At 38.6% G+C, this 19964-nt stretch carries 18 protein-coding genes and 3 pseudogenes; 18 read left to right on the plus strand and 3 right to left on the minus strand.

Features of this window, described 5'->3' with window-relative positions; all coding sequences use genetic code 11:
* Positions 1-9 precede the first annotated feature (9 nt).
* The 8 genes and pseudogenes from M44_RS29040 to rarD all read left to right on the plus strand — a co-directional run bounded on the left by M44_RS29040 (position 10) and on the right by rarD (position 8197).
* Positions 10-711: a septation ring formation regulator EzrA gene (locus M44_RS29040; protein ID WP_050770988.1), complete on the plus strand. Its 702-nt coding sequence runs from the start codon at positions 10-12 to the stop codon at positions 709-711.
* 1 nt (position 712) lies between these two features.
* Positions 713-1042, plus strand: a complete 330-nt coding sequence (locus tag M44_RS13020) for a hypothetical protein (RefSeq protein ID WP_010174293.1) — start codon at positions 713-715, stop codon at positions 1040-1042.
* A gap of 82 nt (positions 1043-1124) precedes the next feature.
* Entirely contained in the window at positions 1125-2276 is a 1152-nt protein-coding gene (locus M44_RS13025) for a cysteine desulfurase family protein (protein ID WP_010174294.1), read from the plus strand.
* On the plus strand, positions 2273-3478 hold the full coding sequence (gene thiI / locus M44_RS13030) for a tRNA uracil 4-sulfurtransferase ThiI (protein ID WP_010174296.1): 1206 nt from the start codon (positions 2273-2275) through the stop codon (positions 3476-3478). Before M44_RS13025 ends, thiI begins: the two co-directional genes overlap by 4 nt.
* A 79-nt stretch (positions 3479-3557) precedes the next feature.
* Entirely contained in the window at positions 3558-3761 is a 204-nt protein-coding gene (locus M44_RS13035; protein WP_010174298.1) for an alpha/beta-type small acid-soluble spore protein, read from the plus strand.
* Between the two features lie 177 nt (positions 3762-3938).
* On the plus strand, positions 3939-5504 hold the full coding sequence (gene mbcS, locus M44_RS13040) for an acyl-CoA synthetase MbcS (protein ID WP_010174300.1): 1566 nt from the start codon (positions 3939-3941) through the stop codon (positions 5502-5504).
* A 358-nt stretch (positions 5505-5862) separates the two neighbouring features.
* A pseudogene (locus M44_RS23125) lies at positions 5863-7262 on the plus strand (amidohydrolase).
* Positions 7263-7279: 17 nt separating this feature from the next.
* Positions 7280-8197: an EamA family transporter RarD gene (rarD, locus tag M44_RS13050; protein WP_029326881.1), complete on the plus strand. Its 918-nt coding sequence runs from the start codon at positions 7280-7282 to the stop codon at positions 8195-8197.
* 513 nt (positions 8198-8710) lie between these two features.
* Here rarD and M44_RS13055 read toward each other — a convergent pair.
* Positions 8711-9511, minus strand: coding sequence for an NAD kinase (locus M44_RS13055; RefSeq protein ID WP_010174304.1), 801 nt, complete (start codon positions 9509-9511; stop codon positions 8711-8713).
* 160 nt (positions 9512-9671) lie between these two features.
* Here M44_RS13055 and sppA point away from each other — a divergent pair, with 160 nt between their 5' ends.
* From sppA to M44_RS23135, 10 genes and pseudogenes are all read left to right on the plus strand, one after another.
* Positions 9672-10682, plus strand: coding sequence for a signal peptide peptidase SppA (gene sppA, locus M44_RS13060; RefSeq protein WP_010174306.1), 1011 nt, complete (start codon positions 9672-9674; stop codon positions 10680-10682).
* Positions 10683-10795: 113 nt separating this feature from the next.
* Positions 10796-11232 (plus strand): annotated as a pseudogene (locus M44_RS26340) (RDD family protein).
* 105 nt (positions 11233-11337) lie between these two features.
* Complete coding sequence (locus M44_RS13070; RefSeq protein ID WP_010174308.1) at positions 11338-12036, plus strand: DUF2953 domain-containing protein; 699 nt, start codon at positions 11338-11340, stop codon at positions 12034-12036.
* 12 nt (positions 12037-12048) lie between these two features.
* A complete protein-coding gene (gene ytfJ, locus M44_RS13075; protein ID WP_010174310.1) occupies positions 12049-12525 on the plus strand; it encodes a GerW family sporulation protein in 477 nt (158 codons plus the stop codon).
* 146 nt (positions 12526-12671) lie between these two features.
* Positions 12672-13661: a class I SAM-dependent methyltransferase gene (locus tag M44_RS13080; RefSeq protein WP_010174312.1), complete on the plus strand. Its 990-nt coding sequence runs from the start codon at positions 12672-12674 to the stop codon at positions 13659-13661.
* Positions 13662-13943: 282 nt separating this feature from the next.
* Positions 13944-15134, plus strand: coding sequence for an acetate kinase (locus tag M44_RS13085; RefSeq protein ID WP_010174314.1), 1191 nt, complete (start codon positions 13944-13946; stop codon positions 15132-15134).
* Positions 15135-15300: 166 nt separating this feature from the next.
* Positions 15301-16146: an EcsC family protein gene (locus M44_RS13090; protein ID WP_010174316.1), complete on the plus strand. Its 846-nt coding sequence runs from the start codon at positions 15301-15303 to the stop codon at positions 16144-16146.
* Positions 16147-16279: 133 nt separating this feature from the next.
* Positions 16280-16759 (plus strand): DUF2975 domain-containing protein, encoded by a 480-nt coding sequence (locus tag M44_RS13095; RefSeq protein WP_010174317.1) that lies wholly within the window; start codon positions 16280-16282, stop codon positions 16757-16759.
* A 9-nt stretch (positions 16760-16768) separates the two neighbouring features.
* Entirely contained in the window at positions 16769-16987 is a 219-nt protein-coding gene (locus M44_RS13100) for a helix-turn-helix domain-containing protein (RefSeq protein WP_010174319.1), read from the plus strand.
* A gap of 34 nt (positions 16988-17021) precedes the next feature.
* A pseudogene (locus M44_RS23135) lies at positions 17022-17787 on the plus strand (DUF817 domain-containing protein).
* 69 nt (positions 17788-17856) lie between these two features.
* Here the strand turns inward: M44_RS23135 and M44_RS13110 are convergent.
* Both M44_RS13110 and M44_RS13115 read right to left on the minus strand, forming a co-directional pair.
* Positions 17857-18309 (minus strand): universal stress protein, encoded by a 453-nt coding sequence (locus tag M44_RS13110; protein WP_010174321.1) that lies wholly within the window; start codon positions 18307-18309, stop codon positions 17857-17859.
* Between the two features lie 285 nt (positions 18310-18594).
* Positions 18595-19932 (minus strand): purine-cytosine permease family protein, encoded by a 1338-nt coding sequence (locus tag M44_RS13115; RefSeq protein ID WP_010174323.1) that lies wholly within the window; start codon positions 19930-19932, stop codon positions 18595-18597.
* Between the last annotated feature and the right edge of the window lie 32 nt (positions 19933-19964).

A 19964-nucleotide genomic window follows, 5' to 3' on the forward strand; every position in this document is an offset into this window, starting at 1 on the left:
AAGGTAGAAGTGGACTTTGTCAAACAAGGGTATATGCTACAAGAAGAAGAACTTCAAATGGCCAACAGTTTTGAATTATCGTTAAAGAGCCATATTCATAAATTCGATAGCATTCAAGAAATGATTGATGGAAAAGAGATTCCTTTTTCTTTAGTTAGTAAAGAGCTACAAACATTGAGAGAAGAATTAGAAAAGCTTGAAGAAAATCAACGTCTGTATAATGAAAAACTCCAAGCATTACGTCAAGATGAATTAACAGCAAGAGATAAAATTGTGGAGCTGAAAAAGAGCCTACAAGAGACTAAGCGAAAGATAGCTCAAAGCAACCTACCAGGATTACCGTCACAGTTCCAAGACCTTATTCAGCAGGCTTCAGGTTATTTAGCTAATGTAGAAGAAAGTCTACAAGAGAAACCGTTAAATATTTCTGTGGTTAATCATTATTTAGAAAATGCGATTCGTTCTGTTGAACATTTTGTCACAAGTACGAATGAAATTATTGAGCAAGTTAGATTGGCAGAAAAGGTTATCCAATATGGGAATAGATATAGAAGTCGTTATCCGTCGGTGAAAGATGGTTTAAGTGCAGCTGAAGCTGCTTTTAGAAGCTATGAGTATCAGGCTGCATTAGAGCAAGCCGCTGCAGCGGTTGAAGCAGTAGAACCAGGAGCACTAAAGAAAATTGAACAGTGGATTTATGAAGGGGCATAGCATGGAAAAAATCATTATGATAATTGCTGGTGTTTTTTCTTTGATTGTGTGGGTAGGAGTCATTAGTTTAATTCTAGTCAACAACGACAGTCAATCTATTACGAAACCAACACCTGTTACAGCTACACAACAAGTAGATACATCTACAGAATCTGTGGAAGAAGAAGTTCAATCATATGAGGAGCCTGCTGCTCAAACAAATGAGGAAGTGGTCCCATCAACGGACTATACACAAGGTCTAAACTTTGAAGAAATTTCTCATTTATTTCAAGATGGTGTTGTCAGTGTTGATGATCTGCTGCAATATGTTCAATCAAACGAGAGCCAATAGTCTACTATTGGCTCTTTTCTGTGATCAACCAAAATAGTATGATAAAATAATCCGTTAGATTGTTTAGAAAGGAAGGAACCTAGTGATTTACTTCGATAATAGCGCAACAACTAGGCCGTTCAAAGAAGTGCTGGAAACATTCCAGAAAGTGAATCAGTCGTTTTTTGCAAACCCCTCATCCTTACATGGGTTAGGGTCAAAAGTTGATAAACTAATTGGACAAGCACGGGTGCAAATTGCCAATCTTCTTCAAGTAGGTGAAGAAGAGATTTACTTTACGTCTGGTGGAACTGAATCCAACAACTTAGCCATTAAAGGTACAGCTCTTCAGTTCTCAAATCGTGGGAAGCATATTATCACGACTAGCATTGAACATCCATCTGTGAAACAAGCATGTAAGCAATTAGAAGCGTATGGTTTTACGGTTACCTACTTACCTGTGACAAGAGAAGGTCATGTAAGAGTCGAAGACGTTCAAAATGCCATTACGGACAAGACCATTTTAGTTTCAATTATGCATGTCAATAATGAGATTGGGTCGATTCAACCGATTCAACAAATTGGGGAACTATTGAAAACGTATGATAAAATTGTTTTCCACGTAGATGCTGTTCAAAGTATTGGTAAGGTTAACCTTAATTTAATGAACTGGGGCATTGATTTATGCACGTTGTCTAGTCATAAATTTCATGGATTAAAAGGAACTGGAATTTTATATAAACGAAAAAAATTAATGCTTTCTCCCATTATTTCAGGGGGCGAGCAGGAAAATTATTTAAGAAGCGGGACAGAAAATACAGGCGGCATTGTTTCAACAGCTAAAGCACTTAGAATGCATATGGAAATGGTTCAAACTAATTTGCATAGCCTCTACGCGATTTCGAATTATTTAAAAAAAGAGCTGTCAAAGCACGAAGAAATAATCAATCATTCTCCGAGTGAAAACGGAGCTCCCCATATCCTCAACTTCTCGTTAAGGGGAATAAAAGGAGAAGTATTGGTGCACGCTTTTGAAGAATATGACATCTATATCTCAACAACAAGTGCGTGTTCTTCTAAACAAAAAGCTCCAAGTGAAACGTTATTGCAAATGGGAAAAACCTCAAGTCTTGCAGAAAGTGCAGTTCGTATTAGCTTAAGCTATGAAAACACCATGGAGGAAGCTGAACGATTTAGTAAGGTACTGACAAATGTGATTGCACAATTTAGAACAGTGATAAGGAGACAAGGATGAAATTTAATCGAATTTTAGTACGTTATGGAGAAATCTCTACAAAAGGTAGAAATAGAAGTCAGTTCACTTCACGACTGAGAAGAAATGTTCTTGGAGTTGTAAGTGATATGCCAAAAATTAAGGTGGAAGCCACAAGGGATCGAATGCATGTCTATTTAAACGATGAAGACGGCGAAGAAGTAATGAAAAGGCTAAAGACTGTTTTTGGAATTCAGTCTTTTTCACCAGTCGTAAAATGCAACAAAGAAAAGGATGAAATCCAAAAAACGGCACTTGATATGATGAAAAAAGTGGCAACGAATAAAACATTTAAGGTAACGGTTAAGCGTGCAGATAAGTCTTTTCCATATGATACAAACGAATTAAATCACATGATTGGTGGATTTGTTTTAAAACATACGGAGGGATTACATGTCGATGTAAAAAACCCCGATTACACACTTCAGATTGAAATACGTGAAGAAGGTGTGTATTTGTCCAATGAGAAAATAAATGGAGCAGGTGGCATGCCTGCTGGGGCAAGTGGGAAGGCCATGCTTATGCTCTCAGGAGGGTTAGATAGTCCTGTTGCGGGGTATTTAACGATGAAACGTGGAGTGGAGATTGAAGCTGTTCATTTCCATAGCCCTCCCTATACTTCAGAAAGATCAAAAGAAAAAGTGATTGAATTAGCTAGGATTTTGTCAGGGTTTAGTGGAACAATCAAGCTGCACATTGTTCCATTCACGGAGGTTCAACAAACTATTCATCAGCAAGTTCCGGAGAACTATACGATGACCTCTACTAGAAGAATGATGTTGAAGATAACGGACCTTATTCGTGCAAAGGAAAACGGTTTAGCGATCGTGACAGGGGAAAGTCTTGGGCAGGTGGCAAGCCAGACACTTCATAGTATGAGTGCAATTAATGCCGTAACATCTACTCCAGTCTTAAGACCTTTAATTTCCAATGATAAAACGGACATTATTGATAGTGCTAAAGAAATTGGTACGTACGATACATCCATATTACCCTTTGAGGATTGTTGTACGATCTTTACACCTCCCGCTCCAAAAACAAGGCCGAAATTAGAGAAAATTGAATACTACGAGAGCTTTGTAGACTTCAATGAACTTATAGAGAAGGCAGTAAACAACGTAGAAACTATAATGTTGAATCCACAATCCAAAGGAAATCATCAAGAATTTGAGGAGTTATTATAATAGGAACATTTACCAATTGATTTGAAGCATGAACCCATGTGATTTGGCACACTCTATACTCACAAGGAGGTGACAACACATGGCAAACAGATCTTCAAATCAATTAGTGGCTCCTGGAGCACAACAAGCAATTGACCAAATGAAATACGAAATCGCTTCTGAGTTTGGAGTACAATTAGGACCAGATGCGACAGCTCGTGCTAACGGTTCAGTTGGTGGTGAGATTACAAAGCGTCTTGTACAAATGGCTGAACAACAAATTGGTGGTTCTTACCAACAATAACAAAAAAATAAAAATGGCTACAGGGAGCAGACAGATGTCTGCTCTCTTTTTTCATACAATATAGTATGAGCTGTAGGTAATGGAATTATTCGACAAAAATAGAATATTTTCTACCAACCCTTACATTTAAATATTCTGAATCATTCAATTATAATAGATGTAAGGAGGGGATCAAGGATGGTAAGGTTAATAGCTCCAAGCACCTATAATATGCTTGAAGAGGTTGAAAAATTTAATGGAAGCAATCGAGTGGCTCTAATTATTGAAGAAGCAACAGGAGAACATGAACAAGTTACATATGAGCAATTAATATCTACTGTAAATAAAATTGGAAACGTTTTCTTGGGGAGGGGTCTTCGAAAAGGAGACAAAGCATTGGTTATCGTTCCTAGAGGTAGACAAGCGTATGAAATATATTTAGCTCTCCTAAAAATTGGAGTCGTCATAATCCCCTGTTCTGAAATGCTTCGTGCAAAAGACTTAATGTACCGCATTGATCATAGTGAAGCTAAAGCGGTTATTTGTGATAAACATTTAGTCTCGTGCTTTGATGAAGTAGATCTTTCCGAACTGTTTAGATTCATTGTTTCGGGAAATATACCGGGGTTTGTTTCTTTAGAAAGTGAGATCTCAACGGCAAACAATCAATTGTCTATAACCCCAACTAGTCGAGACGACTTAGCCTTTTTATCCTATACATCCGGGACAACTGGTAATCCAAAAGGTGTATCTCATACGCATGGTTGGGCATATGCACATATTAGAACCGCAGCAAAAGACTGGTTAAGCATTGTGGAAGGGGATACTGTGTGGGCAACCGCAGGACCAGGTTGGCAAAAATGGGTGTGGAGTCCATTCTTATCTGTACTAGGATCTGGGGCAACTGGGCTTGTGTATAAAGGGAAGTTTGAACCAAAGACATTTCTATCACTACTCGATAAACATAATGTTAATGTTCTATGCTGTACTCCAACAGAATACCGTTTAATGGCTAAAGTAGAGGATCTGTCGCATTATTCATTATCCTCTCTTCATAGTGCTGTCTCTGCTGGTGAACCGTTAAATCGAGAAGTGATTGATACGTTTCATCAACATTTTTCTGTAGAAGTTAGAGATGGATATGGACAAACAGAGAATACTCTTCTTGTAGGTACATTAAAAGGTATGAAAATTAAACCAGGTTCTATGGGAAAACCGACTCCAGGAAATCATGTAGAGATCATTAACGAAGAAGGAGTGCCATGTGAAGTTGAAGAAGTAGGTGATATTGCTGTGCATCGTGATACACCAGCATTATTTAAAGAATATTATAAAGACAGAGAAAGAACGCTGATGCAATTCAGAGGAGATTATTATATAACGGGTGACAAAGCAAAAAGAGATGAGGACGGGTATTTTTGGTTTGAGGGTAGGGGGGACGATATTATCATTAGTTCTGGCTATACAATTGGACCATTTGAAGTAGAAGATGCCCTCATAAAACATCCTCTTGTAAAAGAATGTGCAGTTGTGGCAAGTCCAGATGAAATACGTGGACATATTGTAAAAGCATTTGTTGTCCTAACCCATTTACAACAAAATGAAGAGGAGACAACAATAGAATTACAAAACCACGTTAAACGACTAACGGCTCCATATAAATACCCAAGGATAATAGAATATTTAGAAGAGCTTCCGAAAACAACTTCAGGTAAAATACGTCGAGTGGATCTCAGAAATAAAGAACTGGCAAATAAGAAGTAGTGTTTAATTCTGTAGGATACAGGCGGGATGCCTGTATTTTTTTATGGAAATAAAAATAGAGAGAATCTACTTTTTCCTATTTTAAACAATAAGATTGATTCTTGCTAATAAATCTTATATGGTGTTTTTAGGATAACAGTAAATGGATAGGAATAAGGTGAAATATATGCATACGATATGGTTTAATGGAACAATTTACACGATGCAGGAAGAACATCAAACGGTGGAAGCTGTAGTTACATACGAAGGAAGTATCGTAGATCTAGGAAATGAAGTCGACCTTCGTTCAAAATACTCACTGCTAGATGAAGTGAATTTAAAAGGGAATACATTGTTTCCGGGTTTTGTGGATAGTCATATGCATCTCATAGGTCACGGGGAGTCTTTAATGAGACTGGATTTAACGGGGTGTAAGAGCAAGGAGGAAGCACTTCTACTTTTACAAGAAAAACAGAAGTAATACCTGCCGGTCAGTGGATAGTAGGGGAAGGCTGGAATGAGAACGCTTGGTCAGTGCCAGAGCCTTTCCAAAAAGAAGAGTTAGACCTAATAGCACCTAATCATCCGGTTGTACTGAAGAGGACCTGCCGACATATGATTGCCGTAAATTCACTTGTTCTCTCTCAAGCAGGGATCGTTGAAACCATGGTAGATCCAGTTGGAGGCATTATTGACAAAAAAGATGGAATGATGACTGGCCTATTAATGGATCAAGCTCAAAACCTAGTATTTGATATCATGCCGACGGCTAGTGAAGCGTATTTACGACTTGCTCTTCAAACCGCTATTGAAGATTGCTGGAGTAAAGGGTTGGTTGGTGGACATACGGAAGACATGAGCTACTACGGCGGATTTACTAAAACATACGGTGCCTTTCAAAAGGTTATTGAAGATGAACAAAAGCATTTCCGTGCTCATTTACTTGTTCACCATGAGGTCATAGAAGACTGGGCAGCCATTCACACCATTTTTAAAGGGGGAAGTGAATGGCTTGAATGGGGCGCTATGAAGATATTCGCAGACGGTGCTTTAGGCGGCAGAACGGCTCTATTGAGTCACCTATATGAGGATGATCCTACAACTAGCGGAATTCCAATACATTCAAAGGAAAGCTTATTTACATTAGTAAAGAAAGCAAGATCATTAAACCTTCCTGTGGCTGTTCATACAATTGGTGATCTAGCCTTTGAATGGGTACTAGATGCAGTTAAGGCTTACCCAACCACTTCAGATAAAAGGGACAGATTTATTCATGGTCAAATATTGCGGAAAGAATTAATAGATGGATTCAAAGGCGTTTCTGCCATCATTGATATCCAGCCTACATTTGTACTTTCAGATTTTCCATGGGTCATAGATCGAATTGGGGAGAACAGAATGAACTACAACTATGCATGGAAGACGTTGCTTGAGGAAGGGATACATTGTGCGGGTGGTTCGGATGCTCCTATTGAAACCGTAGCCCCTCTCGTGGGGATTGAGGCGGCAGTATCTAGATCTGTCATGGTTGAAGGGAATCCAGTAGTGTTCGGAGAAGAAGAAAAGCTTTCTGTATTCGAAGCCATCTCCTTATTTACTAAAGGAAGCGCCTATGCTATCCACCATGAGCATGATCGAGGAATGCTGAAGGAAGGCTATGTAGCGGACTTTACCATTTTAAAAGACGACCCATTTAAAGTGAATGAAACAAGTATATCTACTATTCCAGTAGAGATGACAGTGGTAGGCGGAAGATTGGTGTATAAGGCTGAGAGGTAAGAATGGGGGAAGTAAAAATGAGAGGTTCAGATGAACAAGCAGGATTAATTTATACAGCAAGTGCCTATCTTCTATGGGGAATACTTCCTTTATATTGGAAACTATTAGAACATATACCAGCTGACGAAATATTAGCCAATCGAATTTTTTGGTCGTTTTGGTTTATGTTAGCCTACTTACTGGTTACGAAGCGATTTGTAAAATACAAACAAGCTCAACAAAAAATGTTTCAAAATAAACGACAATTCTTTGCGTTGCTCACCGCGTCTCTTCTTATAAGTGCCAATTGGTTTATTTATATATATGCTGTTAATACTGAGCAAATGGTGCAGGCAAGCCTAGGGTATTATATTAATCCATTAGTCAGTATTTTCTTAGGAATTGTGGTGTTGAAAGAAAAGCTAAAGAAAATCCATATTGCTTCCTTGCTTCTAGCCTGTACAGGAGTAATCATCCTGACTATTTCATATGGGCAAATTCCTTGGATTGCATTAGGATTAGCGGTATCCTTTGGTCTTTATGGTTTAGCAAAAAAGCTAATAAAAGTAGAAGCAGCCGTAGGTTTAACATTAGAAACTTTAACAATATCACCACTTGCATTCCTCTACTTTGTGTATTTGTGGTATTCGTCGGGGGCTATTGAGTTGATACATGGTTCCTTCTTCTCTATAGGATTATTAATTGGGGCAGGAGCCGTAACGGCCGTTCCTTTATTGTTATTTGGAAAAGGTGCGCAGGCCATCCCATTATTTTTAGTAGGATTTCTCCAATATATTGCACCAACCATTACTCTATTATTAGGGATCTTATTATATAATGAGTCATTTGGGCAAATTGATTTACTTGCTTTCTGCTTTATATGGGCAGCGTTAGTCATGGTGAGTGTGAACGGATTACGAGTTCATGCTACGCGACATAGGAAAATTAGTGCTTAATAAGGGAAAAGTCCAGACGGCAGTGTCTGGGCTTTTTTTGTGAGCGCTTTGTTAAGATGCTCTGGAGTGGCGCGGTGCAGGGATTGGGTTTGGAGAGGGGTGAGAGCACCGCGCGGGGGTGGCGCGGTGCAGAAAGTAGGTTTGGTTAGGTGTGAGAGCACCGCGCGGGGGTGGCGCGGTGCAGAAAGTAGGTTTGGGCAGGAGTGAGAGCACCGCGCGGGGGTGGCGCGGTGCAGAAAGTGGGTTTGGGCAGGGGTGAGAGCACCGCGCGGGAGCGGCGCGGTGCAGAAAGAATATTAATTATAAGTATATCCCCGCCTAGCCCTCCCCCGCAAAACAAGCACACGTTCAGAGAACAATCAACTCCGCCTCATCCCCTATCCATACTAAATCTTCCCCACCAAGTGCAACGAATTCCCTCACAAAAAGACCCGCCAACGAGAATCAGTTGGCAGGCATATGAAAACAATCTCTAAATAAGAAAAAACCTATCTCCATAACAAGTTAATCAACTTATAAAAACGTGCGCTGAACCTTGTGCCAGAATGAATTGTCCTTTAATTTCAAGGTTTTAATCATTTTCCCGCTTAGCCCAACCTCAACAGATTCAACGTGTTGAATACTTAATGCTTCATTGTCAATCCCCATAATAGGGTAATCATTTCCATCTTGAACAACGTTTAGCACGAGCTTTCGTTGGTCGCTTAAAATAAAGGAGGACCCTAACGTACGGAAGCGATTATTATTTAATGAAGCAAGTTCACTTACTTGTATACAAGGCAGCATAGGATCTACGACTGCTCCGTTAACGGATTTATTATAAGCAGTACTTCCAGTTGGGGTAGAAATAATCATTCCGTCGCCTCTGAACGTTTCAAAATGGAGGTTGTCAATATGTACATCGATGACAAACGTTTTAATCACACCCGAACGAATACTAAATTCATTTAAACAATAGAATGAGGTATTATCGTCCACTTTTACTTCAATGGTTGGATAACGTCTGACTTCAAGGTTCTCATTGGCTAGTACGTCAACCATTTTACTTGTGTCATCCATATGGAAATCACAGTACATGCTAAGGCCTCCAGTAGTGGAAACGCCTGCGTACAAACAGTCTTCTCTAAAGCCCGTCTGTCTAACGGCTTGCAGGAACGTGCCGTCACCACCTACGCTGACAATAATGTTTGCATCTTCATGCTTGTCCACTACATAAAAATCATAGCGATCGGCTGCCTCTTTTAAGAAGGCAGTTTTGCCTAATGAATCATCGTCTTTTCTTGAGTAAAAGAAAATATTCTTACGTTCTTCCATCGTAACTCCTCCTCATTCTTTTTTTTCGACCAACAATCGGAATGTCTGTTAAAATAGTGAGAGTAAGTTCCAAAGGTTGGAGAAAGATAGAATTTATGACAACTCTATTTTACCACGGTTGAAACAGATGGTGAAATGGTAGAGAATTGGAGGAATTAGAATGTCAGGTAAAAGGTGGACCGCATTGGTCATTGCGGTAGGCTTATTCTTTGTTTCAATTGTAGTCAATTTAGCTACTACGGCGCTATCAACCGATTTTACAAGCAGCTTAGAAAGTATGCTTGAAACCCCAGAGAACGGGGTAGTTGAAACTATCCTTGAAAAGGGAAGTGCGTCTAAGAGAATTGCTGTGTTAGAAGTAAATGGAGTGATTCAAGACACAGGAGATGTGGCATCATTTTTTGAAAGCCCTACATACAATCATCGTCAATTTATGGATCAATTAGAAGTCATTAAGGAAGACAAAACCATTCAGGGGGTTGTTCTGCGCGTAAACTCACCTGGAGGAGGGACGGCTGAAAGTGCCCAAATTCATCAGAAGCTTGTAGAACTTAAAGAAGAAGCTGAAATTCCAGTGTATGTAAGTATGGGGTCTATTGCTGCTTCTGGTGGATATTATATTTCAGCTCCAGCAGATAAAATTTTTGCAATGGGCGAAACGCTTACGGGTTCTTTAGGTGTGATTATGCAAAGTTTGAATTATTCAGGTTTAGCAGAAGAATATGGAGTGGAAATGGTCACCATCAAAAGTGGACCGTATAAAGATATTCTCAGTCCTACTCGCGAAGTGACCGAAGAAGAGAGAAATATTTTACAATCAATGATTGATAATTCGTATGAAGCGTTCGTCGATGTTATTGCAACTGGCCGAGATATGAGTGAAGCAGAAGTGAAAAGAATTGCAGATGGACGAATTTATGATGGGTATCAAGCGAAGGAAAATAATTTAATAGATGAATTTGGCTATTATGAAGATGCATTAGAAGCATTAAAAAAAGATCATGATTTAAATGGTGCACAGGTGTTTGAATATTCTACTGGTATGGGCTTCGAGTCCTTGTTCTCCTATTCAGCTCAGTCTGTTTTTGGGAAGGATATGGAAAGTAGAATGTTAATGGACTTTCTATCTAAATCAAGTGGACCTAGATTAATGTATTTATATGCGGAATAAGGAGGGGAAGTAACATGACAGAAGAGCTATATCAGTCAGATGAGCATCAAGAGTCTAGCGAGCAGGTATCAGGTAAAGACTCCGCTTCCCCCAACACCTCTGTTTCAATTTTTATGCATGCTGGATTTTGGGTTCGATTCTGGGCGTATCTGGTCGATCTTATTGTGGTTGGTAGCTTAAGTCGGCTCGTGCTATCACCTCTTTATGCTCTATTTGGGATGAATGTGTATGAAGCAGGAGTTTTTTCTCCCGTGCAATGGGCAGATACTGTGGTGTATTTCTTGTATTTTGTCTTGATGACAAAGTATTTTAACCAGACCTTAGGGAAATGGTGTTTGGAATAAAAGTAGTCAGCAGTAAAGAAGGTGCATTATCATGGGGGCAAGTTTTATTTAGAGAACTAGTAGTTCGCTATATTTACAAAGCCTTTTTCTTCCTAAATCTACTGTATTTATGGGTAGCATTTCATTCTGAGAAAAAGGGCATTCATGATCTTGTCGGTGATACCGAGGTTATTCTTCAAAGAGAAGGGATCATAAAAACAATCTAAGAGGAAAAAAGTGCTCAATTATTGAGTGCTTTTTTTGTTATATCCATATTTACTAGATTAATTTTATTATTTTCTGACCAAAATGTAAGGGGAGGTGGTAGAGAGATGAAATGGATAATCATAATACTATTTGTGCTATTTGCTCTTATCCTCATTATTTTTCTAACAAAGTTAACGATTCGCCTCTCTTTCTATCATGGAAACGATAATGATGAATTAACGATTAATTTCAAGGCGTGGGGTGGACTAGTTCGATATAAAATTGAAGTTCCCCTTATTCAAATAGACGAAGAATCAGCTTCAGTCATATTGGAAGAAAAGGTGAAGAAGCCGAAGGCCGGCAAGGAAGAAACAACGAAAGATGAAAAAAAGAAAATTACGCCAAAAGAGTTTCTTAATAGTCTATCTGATACAAAAGAGCTACTTATTCATGTATACGGTCTTCACCGCATTATCCGTTCGTTTTTAAAGAAAGTGACAGTCAAAGACCTCTTATGGAATACGAAAATGGGGACAGGTGATGCTGCATCTACAGGTATGGTGACCGGTGGAATTTGGACAGTCAAGAGCTCTATCGTTTCTTGGATTAGTCGTTCTATGAGATTGCAAGAGATGCCTTTAATTCACGTGGAACCATGCTTCCAGCAGAAAATTGTGGTGACCGAATTTCGTTGTATGATTCAGTTTCGAATAGGGAATGCTATTTTAGCAGGGGCAAAACTATTGAAGTATTGGCGCGGTGGCAAAGCGAAGTTTAAAACTAAACCACTATCAATGGTTTCAAGTGAAAACCATTCTACATAAGGAGGATTCGACATGTCTGATCACCCAATTGAAGGCTTAATGACAACAGCAATGGAAAATTTAAAAGAAATGATTGATGTAAATACGATTATTGGTGATCCCGTAGAAACACCTGACGGAAGCGTGATTTTAACTGTATCTAAAGTCGGATTTGGATTTGCGGCGGGTGGAAGTGAATTTACTTTAGATAAAAAAGGAGACAAAGAAGGCGGACAGCAGAAGCAGCCATTCGGTGGAGGTTCTGGCGGAGGCGTATCCATCACTCCAATTGCGTTTCTTATCGTAGGTTCTCACGGTGTTAAGATGCTTCACTTAGATGAGAATACTCATTTGCTAGATAGAATTTTAGATCTTGCTCCTGGAGTGGTAGAGAAAATCCAAGGGATGCTAAAGAAGGATGAACAATCATCATCACAAGGTTCAATGCATTCTAATTCATCAGGCAATCAACATAATTATAGTGGGCCAAAAGATGATCTTGATCTATAATGCTTCTAAAAGTGACGACGGAATAGTTGTCGCTTTTTCTTTTTTGATAATGAAGTACCTTTAGATAACAGTGTTGATGCTTTGACATCTACTCTATAATCGGTACAATTAGGGAATGGAGAGACTTGAGAGAAGAGGAGTTACATATGAAAGATTTTACAGTAGAAGGTTTTTTTAACGTTTTAGATGAAACGGCGACGATTATAAAAGAAGAATTAGACATTACGTATCTTGAAGCTTTAGCAGAAACCGGAGAGAATATGTTTCAAGGTGAGGTGTTACAGGACGATCTTCATGACCTTGTAAAGAGAAAGTTATCTAAGCAGTATGAGTCGGTCCAGCTTTCCCTTACAGCAAAAGAAACGATTCGTAAATCCTATCAACTAGTCATCTTAAAAGGTATGAAGGAGAATGTACAACCAAATCATCAAATGACCCCAGATTCAATAGGGTTATTGATGACCTTCTTACTAGAGAAGTTCCTTCATGAAAAGACAGAGTTAACCATATTAGATCCAACAGTGGGAACTGGAAATTTACTTGTGACCATTATGAACAGGTTGCATGAGACCTTCTCATTAGGGTACGGCGTAGATGTAGACGATGTATTGATACGTCTCGCATACGTTTCCGCAAACTTGCTTGAGCAGCCTATTCAGTTATACAACCAGGATTCGTTAGAACCACTATTTGTAGACCCAGTAGATGTTGTGGTTAGTGACTTACCTGTTGGCTATTATCCGAATGATGAGCGAGCAAAGTCGTTTGCGTTACAAGCGAATCAGGGACATTCCTATGCCCATCATTTATTAATTGAACAAAGTATAAATTATACAAAACCCGGCGGTTATTTATTCTTCCTCATTCCTAATGGGTTATTTGAAAGTGAGTACGCTGCGGACTTGCGGTCTTACTTAAAAGACGAAGCGTATATCCAAGGTATTTTACAGCTTCCAACTAGTTTATTTAAAAATGAGAGAAATGCTAAAAGTATTTTAATCATTCAAAAGAAATCAGCTGACGTCAGGGCTCCTAAAGAGGTATTACTCGCTTCTTTGCCTAAAATGTCCGATATGAGAGCAATGGAAACTATTTTAAATAAGATTAATGAATGGATTAAAGAAAATAAGATGTAAGAAGGACTATCCAACGTAAAGTTGGGTAGTTTTTTAATGAAAGAATAATGAAAAAATGACCGTTTTAATTGTCTATAAAATCTGAATACACTTTCTTTTCCTATGTAACCGGTGTCATTCATGCCTATCATTGAAATTGAAAGAATGTAATGATTAAATGAAAAAATAAGAGATTATTCTTTGGCGCTTTTAACCCGCTGAGGATAATGTTCACTCGACTGAACATACTAAATTTTGTTGAAGTGTACTTACATACATTTTCTATATAAGGGAGCGAATTTCATGTCAAAAGTTATTGCCATTAATGCAGGAAGTTCTTCTTTGAAATTTCAACTATTTGAAATGCCTGAAGAAACAGTCATTACAAAGGGAATTATTGAACGCATTGGTTTAAAAGACTCAATCTTTACGATTTCTATTAATGGAGAAAAACAAAAAGAAGTAACAGACATTCCAGATCACGAAGTTGCAGTAAAAATGTTATTAGATAAATTAACGTCAACTGGAATTATTGCATCTTTAGATGAAATCAACGGGGTAGGACACCGAGTTGTACATGGCGGGGAAATCTTTAGTGATTCTGCCATTATTACAGAAGATGTATTAGCAAAAATTGAAGAGCTATCTGATCTCGCTCCTCTACACAACCCAGCGAACATTACGGGAATTCGTGCATTCCAAGCAGCATTACCACATGTTGAAGCGGTAGCTGTATTTGACACGGCTTTCCATCAATCCATGCCTGAAAGCTCTTACTTATACAGCCTACCTTATGAATACTATGAGAAATTCGGTATTCGTAAGTATGGTTTCCACGGGACTTCTCATAAGTATGTGTCTGAGCGTGCTGCTGAGCTTTTAGGTCGTCCAATCGAGCAATTACGCCTACTTTCTTGTCACTTAGGAAATGGTGCTAGTATTGCTGCTATTGAAGGTGGAAAATCAATTGATACATCAATGGGCTTCACTCCACTCGCTGGTGTCACTATGGGAACTCGTTCGGGTAACATCGACCCTGCCTTAATTCCATTTATTATGGAGAAAACAGGGAAAACAGCGGATGAAGTATTAGATGTCTTGAATAAAGAATCTGGAATGCTAGGGGTTTCTGGTTTTTCAAGTGACCTTCGTGACATCGAGCAAGCAACAGAAGAAGGAAATGAGCGTGCGGAACTAGCACTAGAAGTATTCGCAAACCGTATTCATAAGTACATTGGTTCTTATGCAGCTCGTATGTGCGGAGTTGATGCTATTATCTTTACTGCTGGTATTGGTGAAAACAGTGATGTAATCCGTGCTCGTGTTCTACAAGGTCTTGAGTTCATGGGAGTATACTGGGATCCTGCTCGCAATAAAGTACGCGGTGAGGAAACGTTCGTTAACTATCCTCATTCCCCAGTCAAAGTTATTGTCATTCCAACAGATGAAGAAGTAATGATTGCACGTGACGTTGTTCGCTTAGCGAATGGCTAATTGCATTGAAAAGGACATTTCCCTGTGAAATGTCCTTTTTTTAATTTTGAGTAATGGCATTTGCATTCTTTATAGAAACGTTCAGTTTAAGTGTGATAACCATTGGGTTATTTACTGTTACGTGTGCTATACTGAGAGAAATTAGAGCATTTGGGGGGAGTAGGGTATGAACTGGTCCGATCGAGAGCAAGCGCTTTTTGAAGAAGTGAAGGAATGGGAAGAACAGCTACTACATTATGAAACCAATGACCTTGAAACAACATATGATCGATTACTTGAAGAGTTGATGAACTCAGTGCCACAAGAATGGCAAGATAAGATGTTCCAACATATTGATGGATGGCTGTTTCATCTACATTCACTTCTTCAAGGTTCACAAATGCAGCACGATGCACGAGAGAGTATTTTATCTACAGCAAGAGCCTTTGATCCGAATGTTAAAACCATTAATGATTTATCCTATTTACCAGTAGATCAACTAAGATACATAGCAGAACAACATGCAGGGAGACATCGCCTCTATTCCTTTATACAGGGCGGAATCACGGGGACAGGAGGGAAATTTGTTCTTGGAGCGGATATCCCTACCATGGTAGTCTTAAATTTACGTAGCATTCAACTCATTTCTATGTCTTATGGATATGATGTTCAAACTCCATTTGAAATGATGATTTCATTAAAAGTGTTCCATGCCGCTACACTGCCAGCAAGATTAAGGCAATATGCGTGGGAAGATTTGATAGAAGACTTAACGTATCAGGATAACCGTTATTTCTATCATGGAGAAGAATCCTTAACAGATTACACATGGGCTGAAGGCCCTTTAAAGCAGGTGTTAAAGGGTATTATTATATCCATGTTCCGCAAGAAAAAACTTGGAGGCGTTCCGGTCATTAGCGTAGCTATTGGGGCAGGAGTCAACTACCAATTATCAAGAAGAGTCACAGACTTTGCAGAAAAATTTTATCAATATCGTTATTTAAATGATAAACAAGTGTTTAAAGAGGAATAATGGACATCGCCAATGGCGATTGTTTTTTTTTACACTAAAAAATAATTTAAAAATCAATAAAATTTTATTGTAAAACAATAAATGCATAGGTAGAATAAACGTATATTCTATTAGCTGGTGAGGTGTATTTTTAATGAGAAAGGGATCAACGTTATTTTTAAGAGTGGTGATTTTTATTATTGGGGCTCCTATCCTAGCTCTATGTATTTGGCTTCCATGGCTATCACAAGAGGTTGTTGAGATTCATCCAGAATGGGCAAATTGGCAGGTTCTTGTACTATCAGGATTATACTTGACAGCTATCGCCTATTTTACTGCTTTGTACCAAGCGCTAAAGCTTTTATCCCATATTGACCAGGATCTTGCCTTTTCTCACTTTGCAGTGAAAGCGCTCCGTGTTATTAAACTTTGTGCCGCCTTAATTGGACTGGTTTACGTTCTAGAATTTCCTTTCTTTTATACGTGGGGAGAAAAAGATGACGCCCCGGGCATTATTCTATTAGGGTTAGTGATTGTGTTTGCTTCTTTTGTTGTATCCGTTTTCGCAGCGGTTCTCCAAAAACTTTTATACGAGGCAATTGAAATAAAGACTGAAAATGATTTAACTGTTTGAGGTGAGATAATGGCGATAATTATTCATATTGACGTGATGTTGGCCAAGCGAAAAATGAGTGTAACCGAATTATCGGAGAAAGTTGGGATCACTATGGCGAATCTTTCCATTTTGAAAAATGGAAAAGCAAAAGCTATCAGGTTATCCACTCTTGATGCCATATGTAAGGCGTTAGAGTGTCAGCCAGGTGATATTTTGGAATACAAAAAAGTTGATCCAGATGAATAAGCAAATGACGGTGATATCAGGTAGTTATCCTGTAATGAATCCACTGTTTCAACTCGTACGATTTGGTTATCAACAAGCTCTTAGCTGTTTGTTCCCAGTAGTGATCTTTGCCTCATTAGCATTAACACAAGTAATCCCGCTCCCGTTCTTCTATCGGTACGATTGGCTGCTGTTTATTTGTCTCCTCATGCAGTGGTGGATGGTGAAATCAGGACGTGAGTCTTATGATGAATTAAAAGTGATTTCCTTATTTCATATTATTGGGTTAGCGCTTGAACTATTTAAGGTTCATATGGGGTCATGGTCGTATCCGGAAGAGGGGTTTTTAAAATTTTGGGTGTTCCGTTGTATAGTGGCTTTATGTATGCAAGTGTTGCGAGTTACCTTTGTCAGGCATGGAGAAGGCTACAAGTTCAATTAGTAAAATGGCCTTCAAATTGGCTCGTGGTGCCCCTTGCAGCAGCCATCTATTTCAATTTTTTTACGCATCATTATTGGATCGATATTCGTTGGTGGCTTCCATTTTGGTAATCGTCGTGTTTTGTAAATCGTGGGTAACGTACAAAATTGGGGACTCCTTCTATCGTATGCCCATTGCACTATCATTTATATTGATCGGATTTTTTATATGGGTTGCTGAAAACATTGCGACATATCTTGGTGCATGGCAATACCCAAATCAGACAGATGCTTGGAGTCTCGTTCACTTAGGGAAAGTTAGCTCTTGGCTTTTACTCGTCATTGTGAGTTTTTTAATTGTGGCAACCTTAAAACAGGTGAAGGATGAAAGAGTTGGTTGATATCATAAAAAAACGTCCTTGGATAAATCTAAGGACGTCTCCTTATTTATTCTAATTTCATAAGGCTTCTTAATCAAAATCTTTCTCCGTTCTTACAACGAGTACATCACAAGTTGAAGAACGAACAATATGTTCTGACACACTACCAATAAAGAATCGTTCTACTGCGTTTAATCCAGTTGCCCCGCAAATGATCAAATCTGCCTCGACTTTTGATTTTGCATCTTTTGTAATTATTGCTTTGGGTGAACCGTAGTCAACCAGGACGTTCACACTTTTGACACCGGCAGCCTCAGCCTCTTTTTTGTACTGTTCTAGTAAATCTTTCGCATACTTTTCTGCTCGTTCACCAATTGTATAATCATACGCTTCAATAGTAGCAAAACTTCGAGTGTCGATCACATGGATGAGATTAAGTGTAGCATGATTACGTTTGGACACTTCAATACTTTTCTTGAACGCCCACTCTGCTTCTTTTGAACCATCTACAGCAACTAAGATATTGTTGTAAGTTAAATTCATTTTCATCTCCCCCTTACACTTATAGTTTACAATATTTTACCTGTTTTTTCTGTGTCTAAATGAAGAACAATAAAGGTGTACTTCATTTTTTCCCTTCAAAGGAGGGTGATAATCATGGAAAAGAAAAAGAATTCAAAGAAAATTCACGTATATCGATGCCGCAGTAGAACAAGTTGCAGGGCAAATACAGAGTGCTTATACAAGTGGTGTAGTAGGACAACCGAATGCCAACTACGAACAAGAAGAAGCAGAAAAATACGAATAAAAAAGGAAAGAACTGTCTTTTTACGAGACAGTTCTTTTAACTATTTCTTCATGGTATCCAGACTGAGATTTGCTTTTTAAGCTTAAAATTATATACATCGCCCCAGAAAACAGAAACACAGCAAATCCAGGTGATGTAGATTCAGGTAATAAAAAATAGAGAGGTGTTGCAACTAGTACAGTTACCAATGCATCTTTGTTCCAATGATAATGACCATTTGCAAGAATTTCTAAATCTTTTTCCGATAAATGAAGCTGTTTTTTCCATACATAGTCTGAAATAATGATAGCGGAAATTGGAATAATGAAGGCACCTAATCCACTAATAAACCATTTAGCTTCTTCAACGATTATTGGAAAAAGACTTAATGTAATACCTAAGATACCAAATACACTTGCACTCCCTATTCTTCCTAATGATGGAATAGCATTTAACAAACTATAGCCACCGGTATACGCATTGCTCAAATTAATCGAGATCATAGAGACAAGGGCACACATTGAAATAAAAAACAACGGTATGGATGAATTGGTTAATTGACTGGCAGAAATAAATGGATTATTGCTTTGGTACAATGTCGCAGAAAAAGCAGCTAATACAGACGTCATAGTTAGACCAACAAAGTTTCCTACAAAAAGTCCAAAGGCACCATGCTTAGGTGATCTGCTATACCTAGTGATATCACTAGATGCGCTTACTCCTGACACATATTGAACAAAACCCAAACTAGCAAAGAATAGAAATGATGCGACTTGAAAGGATCCATTATCACCCACCAATGATTGTGAGCTTCCTTCTTGAATAAATAAGGCAAGCATCATGATTTGACCAATTAAAAGAAACGGCATAAACCATTTAGTCGCTCGTTTAACTGCATCAAATCCAATGAGTGCTAACAATGCCATAATGACAGCAAGTGATACCGATACCATATAAAAGGGCAATCTTATTGAAAACGTCCTCTCCATTAGCATTAGAATGACATAGGTTCCTCCTATCGTTTGTACACTAAACCAATAGAGAGAAGTTAAAGAGCGAATTGGTGATGCAAAATATCGAGCAAATTTCGTTCCAATCATGGTCCGTACTAAATATTGAGCAGGTAAGCCATGTCTAGCACCTGGAAGTGACATAATCGATACAAATACAAAGGCGAGAGCTGTACCTAATAAAATGCTTAAAATGGCCCAATGAAAGGGTAATCCTCCCTCTAATACCGCTAAGGCCGGTACTAGAAAGTTTCCTGCATTCACTGAAAAGGCCATTTGAATAATAGCATATTCTAACCAATGCGTTTGTTTTTGTTCAGGAGGGACGGAATGAAGTCCAATCGTCTCAATCTTTAATCTTTCAACCATGTGTTCAGTCCTTCCAAAATAGTCTCTTTCTT

The organism is Bacillus coahuilensis m4-4, assembly GCF_000171615.1.
Lineage (GTDB): Bacteria > Bacillota > Bacilli > Bacillales > Bacillaceae_K > Bacillus_T > Bacillus_T coahuilensis.

What these genes read in the sequence shown, in the direction of transcription:
- M44_RS13020 (WP_010174293.1), top strand. Translation starts at nt 713, where the DNA reads ATGGAAAAAATCATTATGATAATTGCTGGTGTTTTTTCTTTGATTGTG.
- thiI (WP_010174296.1), top strand. Translation starts at nt 2,273, where the DNA reads ATGAAATTTAATCGAATTTTAGTACGTTATGGAGAAATCTCTACAAAA.
- M44_RS13035 (WP_010174298.1), top strand. Translation starts at nt 3,558, where the DNA reads ATGGCAAACAGATCTTCAAATCAATTAGTGGCTCCTGGAGCACAACAA.
- mbcS (WP_010174300.1), top strand. Translation starts at nt 3,939, where the DNA reads ATGGTAAGGTTAATAGCTCCAAGCACCTATAATATGCTTGAAGAGGTT.
- rarD (WP_029326881.1), top strand. Translation starts at nt 7,280, where the DNA reads ATGAGAGGTTCAGATGAACAAGCAGGATTAATTTATACAGCAAGTGCC.
- M44_RS13055 (WP_010174304.1), bottom strand. Translation starts at nt 9,511, where the DNA reads ATGGAAGAACGTAAGAATATTTTCTTTTACTCAAGAAAAGACGATGAT.
- sppA (WP_010174306.1), top strand. Translation starts at nt 9,672, where the DNA reads ATGTCAGGTAAAAGGTGGACCGCATTGGTCATTGCGGTAGGCTTATTC.
- M44_RS13070 (WP_010174308.1), top strand. Translation starts at nt 11,338, where the DNA reads ATGAAATGGATAATCATAATACTATTTGTGCTATTTGCTCTTATCCTC.
- ytfJ (WP_010174310.1), top strand. Translation starts at nt 12,049, where the DNA reads ATGTCTGATCACCCAATTGAAGGCTTAATGACAACAGCAATGGAAAAT.
- M44_RS13080 (WP_010174312.1), top strand. Translation starts at nt 12,672, where the DNA reads ATGAAAGATTTTACAGTAGAAGGTTTTTTTAACGTTTTAGATGAAACG.
- M44_RS13085 (WP_010174314.1), top strand. Translation starts at nt 13,944, where the DNA reads ATGTCAAAAGTTATTGCCATTAATGCAGGAAGTTCTTCTTTGAAATTT.
- M44_RS13090 (WP_010174316.1), top strand. Translation starts at nt 15,301, where the DNA reads ATGAACTGGTCCGATCGAGAGCAAGCGCTTTTTGAAGAAGTGAAGGAA.
- M44_RS13095 (WP_010174317.1), top strand. Translation starts at nt 16,280, where the DNA reads ATGAGAAAGGGATCAACGTTATTTTTAAGAGTGGTGATTTTTATTATT.
- M44_RS13100 (WP_010174319.1), top strand. Translation starts at nt 16,769, where the DNA reads ATGGCGATAATTATTCATATTGACGTGATGTTGGCCAAGCGAAAAATG.
- M44_RS13110 (WP_010174321.1), bottom strand. Translation starts at nt 18,309, where the DNA reads ATGAATTTAACTTACAACAATATCTTAGTTGCTGTAGATGGTTCAAAA.
- M44_RS13115 (WP_010174323.1), bottom strand. Translation starts at nt 19,932, where the DNA reads ATGGTTGAAAGATTAAAGATTGAGACGATTGGACTTCATTCCGTCCCT.